This is a genomic window from Pseudooceanicola aestuarii (assembly GCF_010614805.1).
GTDB lineage: Bacteria > Pseudomonadota > Alphaproteobacteria > Rhodobacterales > Rhodobacteraceae > Pseudooceanicola > Pseudooceanicola aestuarii.
Genome location: NZ_JAAFZC010000001.1, coordinates 2413938 through 2424009, shown reverse-complemented (window position 1 = coordinate 2424009; position 10072 = coordinate 2413938). Strand labels below are relative to the sequence as shown.

9 protein-coding genes are annotated in these 10072 nt (G+C 66.4%); 5 read left to right on the top strand and 4 right to left on the bottom strand.

Translation table 11 applies throughout. The features are described from left to right. Positions 1–19: 19 nt before the first annotated feature. From G5A46_RS11530 to G5A46_RS11515, 4 genes are read right to left on the bottom strand one after another with little or no spacing between them, the layout of a single operon-like run. Positions 20–1354 carry a sigma-54-dependent transcriptional regulator gene (locus G5A46_RS11530; protein WP_163849529.1) on the bottom strand — a complete coding sequence of 445 codons (1335 nt, stop codon included), beginning with the start codon at positions 1352–1354 and terminating at the stop codon, positions 20–22. Between the two features lie 18 nt (positions 1355–1372). Beyond that, entirely contained in the window at positions 1373–3130 is a 1758-nt protein-coding gene (locus G5A46_RS11525; RefSeq protein WP_163849528.1) for a sensor histidine kinase, read from the bottom strand. A 59-nt stretch (positions 3131–3189) separates the two neighbouring features. Continuing rightward, positions 3190–3858: a phosphoribosylformylglycinamidine synthase subunit PurQ gene (purQ, locus tag G5A46_RS11520; protein WP_163849527.1), complete on the bottom strand. Its 669-nt coding sequence runs from the start codon at positions 3856–3858 to the stop codon at positions 3190–3192. Positions 3859–3880: 22 nt separating this feature from the next. Then, complete coding sequence (locus G5A46_RS11515; protein WP_163849526.1) at positions 3881–4918, bottom strand: zinc-binding dehydrogenase; 1038 nt, start codon at positions 4916–4918, stop codon at positions 3881–3883. A gap of 152 nt (positions 4919–5070) precedes the next feature. Here G5A46_RS11515 and G5A46_RS11510 point away from each other — a divergent pair, with 152 nt between their 5' ends. The 5 genes from G5A46_RS11510 (at position 5071) to G5A46_RS11490 (ending at position 10010) form a co-directional block, all read left to right on the top strand. Continuing rightward, entirely contained in the window at positions 5071–6009 is a 939-nt protein-coding gene (locus tag G5A46_RS11510) for a nucleoside hydrolase (RefSeq protein ID WP_163849525.1), read from the top strand. 22 nt (positions 6010–6031) lie between these two features. Continuing rightward, positions 6032–6481, top strand: coding sequence for a GNAT family N-acetyltransferase (locus G5A46_RS11505; RefSeq protein WP_163849524.1), 450 nt, complete (start codon positions 6032–6034; stop codon positions 6479–6481). A gap of 479 nt (positions 6482–6960) precedes the next feature. Further along, complete coding sequence (locus G5A46_RS11500; RefSeq protein WP_163849523.1) at positions 6961–8391, top strand: protein adenylyltransferase SelO; 1431 nt, start codon at positions 6961–6963, stop codon at positions 8389–8391. A gap of 105 nt (positions 8392–8496) precedes the next feature. Beyond that, entirely contained in the window at positions 8497–8847 is a 351-nt protein-coding gene (locus G5A46_RS11495) for a hypothetical protein (RefSeq protein ID WP_163849522.1), read from the top strand. Positions 8848–8951: 104 nt separating this feature from the next. Further along, positions 8952–10010, top strand: a complete 1059-nt coding sequence (locus G5A46_RS11490; protein ID WP_163849521.1) for a DUF1775 domain-containing protein — start codon at positions 8952–8954, stop codon at positions 10008–10010. The last annotated feature ends 62 nt before the right edge of the window (positions 10011–10072 follow it).

Below are 10072 nucleotides of genomic sequence, written 5' to 3'. Positions count from 1 at the left end.
TCGTGACCGGGCGGCGCGCCTACAGGTAATCGGCGCGTTGCAGCCCGTATTTGGCCATCTTCTCGTTCAGTGTGCGGCGCGGCAGGCAGAGTTCTTCCATCACGTTGGAGATGGAGCCCTTGTGCCGCCGCATCGTGTTGTCGATCAGCATCCGCTCGAACGCTTCGACATATTCCTTCAGCGGCTTGCCCTCGGTGGTCATGACGGGCTGCATTTCCTCGTGATCGCTCATCAGAAGCGAGGCGATGGTGCCCGAGCCACGGCGCGATTGCAGCACCGCGCGTTCGGCCACGTTGATCAGCTGGCGCACGTTGCCGGGCCATGGCGCCTGCAACAGCTGCGCGGCCTCCTGGGCCGAGACCTGCGGCGTGTCACAGCCGTATTCCTCCGAGAACTGCTCGGACAGACGGGTGAAAAGGGTCAGAATGTCCTCCCCCCGCTGGCGCAGGGGCGGCACGGTGATGCGCAGCGCGGCCAGGCGATAGAACAAGTCGGGGCGCAGCACGTCCTCGCAGGTGCGGCCCTGTTCCTGAAGGTTGGAAATCGCCACGATCCGCGTTTCCGCAGGGGTGCCCTGCTCGTTGATCACGCTCAGCAGCCGCGCCTGAAGCACATCTGGCAGCGCCTCGATATCCTCCAGCACCAGTGTGCCATTGCGGGCTTCCTCCACCGCCGGAAGCTGGCTGTCTTCGGGCAGCATCGGACCGAACAGCCGCTTGGCCAGCGCATCCTCGCCCAGGGCGGTGCAGGAAACGAGGACGAATTTCTTCCCGGCCCGCGCGCCCACGGCGTGCAGCGCATGGGCCACCAGCGTCTTGCCGGTGCCGGTTTCCCCGTCGATCAGCACATGCCCGTCGGCCTGACCCAGATCCAGAATATCCTCCCGCAGACGTTCCATCACCGGGGAGGTGCCGATCAGTTTCTTCATGATCTGCCCGCCATCGCTGAGTTCGCGGCGCAGCTGGCGGTTGTCCATGGTCAGGCGGCGGGCATTGGCCGCCTTTTTCGCCAGGGCGCTCATCTTGTCGGGGTTGAACGGTTTCTCCAGAAAATCGAAGGCGCCCAGCCGCATCGCCTCGACCGCCATGGGAACATCGCCGTGGCCGGTGATCATGATCACGGGCAGCGTGCTGTCCTGCCCCATGATCTTGCGCAGGAAGGCCATGCCATCCATGCCCGGCATCTTGATGTCGGAAATCACGATGCCCGGGTAATCGGGGCCCAGAACCTTCAGCGCCTCTTCGGCGGAGGCGAAGGTTTCCGTGTCGAACCCGGACAGGGCCAGCCATTGGCTGATCGATTGACGCATGTCCTGCTCGTCGTCGACGATCGCGATTTTCATGGCTTTTTGCATATATTCTGCTCCGGCTTTCTATTCGGCGGCTTCTATCTCTTCGGACAAGATAGGGAGTTGTACCTCGAAAACAGCCCCACCCGCCTCTGCGTTCCGTGCCGTGAGCCGTCCGCCGAGGTCTCCGACGATACCAGAAGAGATGGCAAGCCCCAGTCCGACGCCGTCTCCGGGCTGTTTCGTGGTGTAGAACGGCTCGAACAGGCTTTCCAGATCCTGAATGCCATCGCCGTTGTCGCGCACCGTCAGGGTGGCGGTTTCGCCAGCCGACAAAAGGATGTCGATCTGGGCGTCGGACACGTTGCGGGTGGCGTCCAGCGCGTTGCGGATCAGGTTGATGATCACCTGCTCCAGACGCATCTGATCGGCCAGTACCATGACCGGGTTGTCGGGCAGCGCGCGGGTGATGCGCACATGGCGCTGACGCAGCTGCGGTTCCATCATCGCAATGGCAGAAACCAAGGCATCCTTGATGTTTACGGGCGCAAGTTGATCCCCGCCCTTGCGCGCGTAGCTCTTCAATTGGCGGGTGATGGCACCCATCCGGCCGATCAGGTCGTCGATCCGGCCAAAGCTGGCCAGCGCCTCGTCCGGGCGGTTGCGCCGGAGCAGCAGGGAGGCCCCGGCGAGGTAGGTCTTCATCGCAGCCAGCGGCTGGTTCAGCTCGTGACTGACGGCGGCGGACATCTCCCCCAGGGCGGCCAGCTTGGAAGACTGGGCCAGCGTCTGCTCGGCCACGGCAAGGGATTTCTGCATCCTTTCCCGCTCGGCGATTTCCCGCTGTAGCCTGGTGTTCAGCGCGCGAAGTTCCGCCGACTCACGCTGGAACAGCGCCATTCGCAACGCGGTCTTGCGGCTGAGCGCGTAGAAGGCCAGTGCCAGCAGGATGGCAAACCCCATGATTTCAAGCGCCAGAACGCCGTTCACCTTTTCGCGGACCGAGGCATAGGTGGTGAAGCTTGTGATCGACCAGCCGTGAAACGGAATGCGGGCAGAGACGCGCATCACCGCCTCCCCTTCCAGGTAGGCATCGGCGGGCAATGCGGTCCAGTCGGCGGTCGCCTGAATGGCCCGCTGGATGGCCGAGGTCGGCGGTTCGCGTTGCAGGGCGATCTGTTCGTTCAGCCCCCGCCAGCGCGGTTCGGTGGCCAGGATGATCTTGCCGGTGCTGTCGGTGACATGCAGCGCGTCCGAAATCCCCGCCCAGGCGCGTTCGAATTTCTGTAGATTGACCTCCACCACGATGACGCCGACCAGGTTGGACTGGCTTTCGATGCGGCGCGAATAGGCGAAACGATAGCCGCCCGCCTCGCGTTGCAACATGGTGAACACCGTCCCGCCAGAGCGCTGCGCCTCAATGAAATAAGGTGCTTGGCGGTGTTGTTCGCCCAGCCGGTTGCGATCCGTAGCGGCCACGGCGCGCCCGTCGGTGTCCAGCAACATCAGGGAAGCGGCGCCGATCTCGTCGACAAAGGACAGCAGCCGCTGGGTGGATTGGGAATAATCCTGGCTGTTCAGCGCCCCGATCAGCGCCGGGTCGCGGGCCAGCAACTGGGGCACGATGGAATTGCGCTGCAATTCGCTGACCAGGTTGGCACCGAACAGGGTCAGCCGCAGTTCCGCGCGGTTGCGCGTCGATTGGGTAAAGCGGGAGGTCAGCAGATTGTTGGTGATCGCCACCACGGCAACGGCCATGAGAACGAACAGCGCCAGCGCCAGCCGCGCGCGCCACGAAATGGTCCGGCCCGAGGCCGGGCGAGGGTCGGTGCTTTCCAGCATGTGCGAAGTCTACTGCCCGGCCGCGCCGCGCTCAACCCGCGCGGGCGTCCCCGCAGCGCTCAGGCCGCAACCAGCGCCTGGGTCAGCGCCTCGAACATCGCGCGTCCGTCGGTGCCGGTGTGGCAATCGTCGAAGGCCCGTTCGGGATGTGGCATCATGCCCAGCACCCGGCGGTTCTCGCTCAGCACCCCGGCGATGTCCCCCGCCGACCCGTTGGGATTGTCGGCATAGGTAAAGGCGATGCGGTCCGCATCCACCAGCATCTGCCGCGTCGCGTCATCGACACGGTAATTGCCGTCATGGTGGGCGATGGGAATGCGCACTTCCTGACCGGCAGTGTAGCCCCGCGTGAAATCGCTGTCGGCTGTGCCGACGATCAGCGGCTCGTCCCGGCAGACGTATTTGATGCCGGCATTGCGCAGCAGCGCGCCGGGCAGAATCCGTGTTTCCGTCAGGATCTGGAACCCGTTGCAGATCCCCAGCGCATAGCCGCCCCGGTCCACATGCGCCTTCAGCGCGGCACAGATCGGCGAGTTCGCCGCGATCGCTCCGCAGCGCAGGTAATCGCCATAGGAGAATCCGCCCGGCACGCCGACGATGTCCACCTCATCCGGCAGCGCGGCGTCCTTGTGCCAGACCATCGTGACATCGGCGCCCGTTTTCTCGAATGCGACTTTCAGATCCCGGTCGCAATTCGATCCGGGAAAGACAAGGACGGCGGCTTTCATCGGGCAGGCTCCTTCCCGGTTGCTACCGGGTGAAATCGGTGATGACGGCCACGCCCGGTGGCGTCGGCCCGTTGAAGGCGGCAAGTTCGGTGCCGGTGTCACTCAGCCCGATCCTGCGCGCGATAAGCGGGGAGATATCGACCGCTCCCGCCTCTATCAAGCCCAGAAGCGACGGGTAGCGCCACGCAGGCATCCCGCGCGTGCCGAAAAGCGCGATATTGCCCAGATAGACCGCCGACATGTTCACCTGCATCTGCGCGGTATGGCCCACCGGCATGCCGACCTGCACATGCCGTCCCAGCGGCCGCAGACATTCGATGGAGCCATTCACCGTCGCCTCGATCCCCAGCGCCTCGACACTGACATGGGCCCCACCGCCGGTCAGGTCGCGGATCTGTTCGGCCACCGGCCCGTGATCGGGGTTCACGCCCGCGTCGATGCCCAGCGACAGCGCATGGTCCAGTTTCTCCTGCACCACGTCGACCACCACGACATGCGCACCCAGCGCCTTGCCCAGAAGGGCGGCGGACAGGCCGATCCCGCCGGTGCCATGTACCGCCAGCCATTCCCCCCCGCGCAGCGCCGCGCGTCCCGTCAGCGCGTGCCAGGCCGTCGTCACCCGGCAGCCCAGCCCGGCGGCCAGGTCCGGCGACATGGTCTCCGGCAGGCGCGCCAGATTGTGATCGCGCGGCACGGCGACATATTCGGCAAAGGCGCCCGGTTCGGTGAACCCCGGCACGCGCTGATCCAGACAGGTGTTCTGCGCGCCCATCTGGCATTGCGGACAGGATCCGCAGGACAGGATGAACGGCGCGACCAGCCGGTCGCCCACCTGCCAGCGGCTGGCCGGCCCGGCCTCCACCACCTCGCCGCAATATTCGTGTCCGCCGATCTGGCCCGGCATCACCTTCGGGTGTTCGCCGACCCAGCCATGCCAGTCGCTGCGGCAGACGCCGCAGGCCAGCACCTTCAGCACCACGCCATCGGCCGGGCAATCGGGATGCGGCACCTCCCGGATCTCCAGATCTTCGTTATAGGCCTTCAACACGGCGGCGCGCATGGTCGTTCCTCCCTCGGGTTGGGTCCAGATGACCCCGCGCGCGACCTGAAATCAAGCGGCACGGCACGCCGCTTTTCCGCCGATGCGCGCCTTTGCGGTGGACATCGCGCCGGGGCGCCGCCACTCTCGTCCCGCCAAAGGAAAGGGACAGCATGCCGCGCAGGATCATCATCGACACAGATCCCGGTCAGGACGACGCCGTCGCCATCCTGCTGGCCCTTGCCAGCCCGGAAGAGGTGGAGGTTCTGGGCATCACCGCCGTCGCCGGCAACGTGCCGCTGGCCCTGACGGCCAAGAACGCGCGGATCGTCTGCGAACTGGCCGGACACCCGGAGATCAGGGTCTTTGCCGGTTGCGACCGCCCCATGGGCCGCGCGCTGGTCACCGCCGAACATGTGCATGGCGATACCGGTCTGAATGGCCCGGAACTGCCCGACCCGGTGATGGCGTTGCAGCCCGGACATGGCGTTGATTTCATCATCGACACCCTGCGCGCCGAACCGGCGGGCACCGTCACGCTGTGCCCTCTGGGGCCGCTGACCAACATCGCCACCGCCTTTGAGCGGGCGCCAGATATTGTTGAAAAAGTTCAGGAAATCGTCCTGATGGGCGGCGCCTATTTCGAGGTGGGAAACATCACCCCAACCGCCGAATTCAATATCTACGTCGATCCGCAGGCTGCCGATATCGTCTTTCGCTCCGGCGTGCCGATTGTCGTGGCGCCGCTGGATCTGACCCACAAGGCGCTGGTCACCCCCGCCCGGAACGAGGCCTTTCGCGCCCTAGGCACCCCTGTCGGCATCGCCGTGGCGGAGATGACGGATTTCTTCGAGCGGTTCGACCTTGAGAAATACGGCGCCGACGGCGCGCCCCTGCACGATCCCTGCGTCACCGCCTATCTGATCCGGCCGGAAATCTTCTCCGGTCGCCATGTCAATGTCATGATCGAAACCGGATCCGAACTGACCATGGGCATGACCGTGGCGGATTGGTGGGGCGTGACAGACCGGCCCGCCAATGCGCTGTTTCTGGGCGATCTTGACGCCGACGCGTTTTTCACTCTTCTCACCGAACGGCTGGCGCGCCTGTGACGCCCGCCCAACCGGAGCATTCATGACCGCGCTTCACCTGGCCTCGGAGGCCGATTTCGACACGCTGCTGCCCCTTGTCCGCGCCTTTCACGAGGAATTCGGCATCGATCTGGACGATGCCGGGCGGCAGGCGGCGCTGGACCCGATCCTGTCCGGCTCTCCCTTGGGGGTGGCCTATCTGATCGGCCCGGCCCGCGCGCCCATCGGCTACATCGTCATCACCTTTGGCTGGTCGATCGAATTCGGCGGGATGGACGGATTCGTTGACGAATTGTTCATACGTCCGGGGGTAAGAAACCGGGGCATCGCGGGGGAGGTTCTGTCCGCCCTGCCCCGTGCGCTGGCGGGGGCCGGGCTGCGGGCCTTGCATCTGGAAGTGCGGCGCGACGACACGCGGGCGAAACGGCTCTATGCCAAACAGAAGTTCGCCGCCCGTGACGATTACATGCTGATGACCCGCCGGTTAAGCTGACCGGCCAGGGCATCGGGCCACTTTCCGGTGCGTTGTCTGGCACGGGGGATCGGCCCGGCACAGGGTCCTGCCCGGGCCTGGTGATTGAATGCCTGACGCAGCATAGGCGGCGGCTTGCGCGTTGGTTCAGGCGTTGCGACCACCCGCTGGCTGCTGCCTCAGGCCCTGGGGGCGGGACAGCGCGGGCGTGGCCCAGACCGAGGAATGTTTGTTGAAACGGGACGCGTCCTGAAACGGATCGGGATTGGCGCAGGCATTGAGGTTGTTGCAGGCAAGGCCGGGCGACGGGCAGAAGGGCGACTGCGTTGAACGTTCGGGGCGCAGCCGGTGCGGCACCATGGGGACCGTGACCGCCCCGGCACCCCCCCGCGCTGTGGCATTCTACGGCGGCAACGCTCAGGATCAACTGCCGGCTGGCAGGGAAAATCCATCGCCCCTCCCGGCTGGCAGCGGCGAAGGGACGCCCCTATATTCCGGGCATGACCCTGCACATCCCTTTCGACAATTCCTTCGCCCGCCTGCCCGAAGGCTTCGCCGCCCGCCACGCGCCCGATCCGGTCCCCGCGCCCCGGCTTCTGGCTGTCAACCGCCCGCTTGCGGCGGATTTGGGCATCACCCTTCCCGATGACGACGACGCTTTGGCGCGCGTCTTTTCCGGCAACGCCCTGCCCGAGGGGGCAGAGCCATTGGCGCAGGTTTATGCGGGCCACCAATTCGGCGGCTTCTCTCCTCAGCTGGGCGACGGTCGTGCCCTGCTGATCGGCGAGGTCGCACCGCAGAACGGCCCCCGCCGCGATATCCAGCTCAAGGGTTCGGGCCGCACGCCGTTTTCCCGCATGGGCGATGGCCGCGCCTGGATGGGGCCGGTGCTGCGCGAATACCTGGTGAGCGAGGCGATGCAGGCCCTGGGCATCCCCACCACCCGCGCCCTGGCCGCCGTGGCCACCGGGGAGACGGTGCAGCGCGAAACCGGCCTGCCCGGCGCCGTACTGACGCGGGTCGCGGCCTCGCATCTGCGCGTCGGGCATTTCGAGTATTTCGCCGCCCGCCGCGATACGCCACGCCTGCACATGCTGCTGGATTACGCCATCGCCCGCCATGCGCCCGACGCGGCGACCCCGCTGGATTTCCTGCAAACCGTGATCGCCCGGCAGGCCGACCTGGTGGCGCAATGGATGTCGGTCGGGTTCATCCACGGGGTGATGAACACCGACAATACCTCCATCTCCGGAGAAACGATCGATTACGGGCCCTGTGCCTTTCTTGACAGCTACCACCTGGAGCGGGTGTTTTCCTCCATCGACACTGGCGGACGCTACGGCTTTGCCAACCAGGCCGCGATCCTGCCGTGGAACATGGCGCAGCTCGCCTCGGCCCTGATCGCGGCGGAACCGCAGGGCGCGGCGGTGCTGGAGGCCTATACCCAGGCGGTGCATGCCATGCCCACTGCCATTGAAACCGCCTGGTTGCACCGCTTTGGCCAGAAGATCGGACTGGCCCGCGCCGCCCAGAGCGATCGCCCCCTGATCGACGCGCTGCTGGGGCTGATGATGCGCGACGGAGCCGATTTCACCAATACGTTCCGCGCCTTGTCCGGGGCAGACCCGGCGGCGGCGCGCGATCAGTTCCTTGACCGCGCGGCCTTTGACGATTGGGCCGGCGACTGGCAGGCCCGCCTGCGGCAGGAAGACGACCCCGCCGCCCTGATGGCCCGCGTGAACCCCGCGCTGATCCCACGCAATCACCGGGTGGAGGCGATGATCCAGGCGGCCGTCGCCGGCAACATGGCGCCGTTTCAGGAGTTGTCGGATGCGCTGGCCACACCCTTTGCCGATCCCGGTGACGCCGCCGACCTGACCCGCCCCCCCACGGCGGAGGAGGCGGTGACCCGCACGTTCTGCGGCACTTGACCGGCGCAGGCCGGCCCGCGCGCCCCGGTGTTGTGCCAAGCCGTCCGGCCTGCGGCAAATAATCCTGCTGCGCCGGGGCGCGGAATACGGTTTAACACGCGGCATATGACGCGTTCGGCCTTCTCCGTGATTCCCGCGCTTTGCGCCGTGCTGCTGATCCTTGTGACCAGCAGTGTGTCGGCCTGGTTCATGGCGCCCGACCGGGCAGAGCAGGCGAAATTCGTCACCGCGGTGACCTTTGCTCTGAGCCCCGCGGATTTCTGCGGCGACCCGTCCGGGCACGATCACCGATGCCCCTTCTGCCATTCCCTGCCCGAACCGCCCGCGGCGCAGGCGCCCGACGTGATGGCCCTGCTGCGCCCCGCCGATGGCTGGCGCCGGCTGGCGGATCTGCACCGGGCGGCACAGGCGCGCGATCTGTCCCATGCGCCGCGCGCGCCTCCGGTTCCGGCCTGATCCCGGCCTGCGGGCCATGCAATCACAATTCGGAATTCGCGGCCATGCCGCAGGGACCGCAGCGGGCACGATATGCCCCGCCTGCGCGCCCACAGGAGAGACAGATGTTCAGGACATTCACCCCCGCCCTTCTTGCCAGCTCCGTTCTGGTCACAGCCCTGCCGGTCGCGGCCCTGGCGCATGCCACGCTGGAGCAGAAGACCGTCGCCGCAGGCGCCACCTCCAAGATCACCTTGCGCGTGCCCCATGGCTGCGACGGGGAGGCCACCCATACCGTGCGCGTCACCCTGCCGGAGGGCGTCTATGCGGCCAAGCCGATGCCCAAGGCGGGCTGGGAGATGACCCTGGAAACAGGGGCCTACGCCACGCCGTTCGACAATCACGGCACCATGATGACCGAGGGCCTGCGCGAAGTCACATGGTCCGGCGGTCACCTGGAAGACGGCTGGTACGACGAATTCGTCCTGCGCGGCACCTTCGGCCCTGGTCTGGCGCCGGGCAGCGTGCTGTATTTCCCCGCCATGCAGGAATGCGCCAATGGCGTGGCCGACTGGACAGACACCAGCGGGTCGCATGACGTGCCGAACCCGGCGCCGAACCTGACCATCACCGCCGCCGATCGCGCGCATGGGCACGGCCATGGCCACGGTCATGGGGCGGCGGAATCCGAGGCTGGGGACGACCATTCCAAGCATAAAGGTCATGGTCATGACGATCACGCGGGCAACGATCATGCGGGCCACGATCATGGCGATGCCATCACGCTGGGCGATCTGACGATCACCGGCGCCTACAGCCGCGCGACCCTGCCCAACGCCCCGGTGGGGGGCGGGTTCTTCACCGTCGCCAATACCGGCGCGCAGGCGGATCGGCTGGTCTCCGTGTCCAGCCCCGTCGCAGGCCGGGCGGAGATCCACGAAATGGCGATGGAAGGCGACGTGATGCGGATGCGCGCCCTTCCCGACGGGCTGGAAATCCCGGCCGAAGGGACCGTCACGCTGAAACCCGGCGGGTTTCACCTGATGCTGATGGACCTCAAAGACCGGCTGATCGAGGGGGAGACCCTCACCGTCACCCTGACCTTTGAACAGGCGGGCGCGGTAGATATCCTGCTGCCCATCGGCGCCCCGAACGCCAAGGGCCATGCCGGCCACGACCACTAGGCACATTCCGGCGGGCGGTTCCGAACCGCCTGCCCTCCCCGCATCACCGCGACCTCCGCGAA

Bases quoted from the DNA above. Each gene is read 5' to 3' on its own strand.
- G5A46_RS11530 (WP_163849529.1), bottom strand. From the start codon at position 1,354: ATGCAAAAAGCCATGAAAATCGCGATCGTCGACGACGAGCAGGACATG.
- G5A46_RS11525 (WP_163849528.1), bottom strand. From the start codon at position 3,130: ATGCTGGAAAGCACCGACCCTCGCCCGGCCTCGGGCCGGACCATTTCG.
- purQ (WP_163849527.1), bottom strand. From the start codon at position 3,858: ATGAAAGCCGCCGTCCTTGTCTTTCCCGGATCGAATTGCGACCGGGAT.
- G5A46_RS11515 (WP_163849526.1), bottom strand. From the start codon at position 4,918: ATGCGCGCCGCCGTGTTGAAGGCCTATAACGAAGATCTGGAGATCCGG.
- G5A46_RS11510 (WP_163849525.1), top strand. From the start codon at position 5,071: ATGCCGCGCAGGATCATCATCGACACAGATCCCGGTCAGGACGACGCC.
- G5A46_RS11505 (WP_163849524.1), top strand. From the start codon at position 6,032: ATGACCGCGCTTCACCTGGCCTCGGAGGCCGATTTCGACACGCTGCTG.
- G5A46_RS11500 (WP_163849523.1), top strand. From the start codon at position 6,961: ATGACCCTGCACATCCCTTTCGACAATTCCTTCGCCCGCCTGCCCGAA.
- G5A46_RS11495 (WP_163849522.1), top strand. From the start codon at position 8,497: ATGACGCGTTCGGCCTTCTCCGTGATTCCCGCGCTTTGCGCCGTGCTG.
- G5A46_RS11490 (WP_163849521.1), top strand. From the start codon at position 8,952: ATGTTCAGGACATTCACCCCCGCCCTTCTTGCCAGCTCCGTTCTGGTC.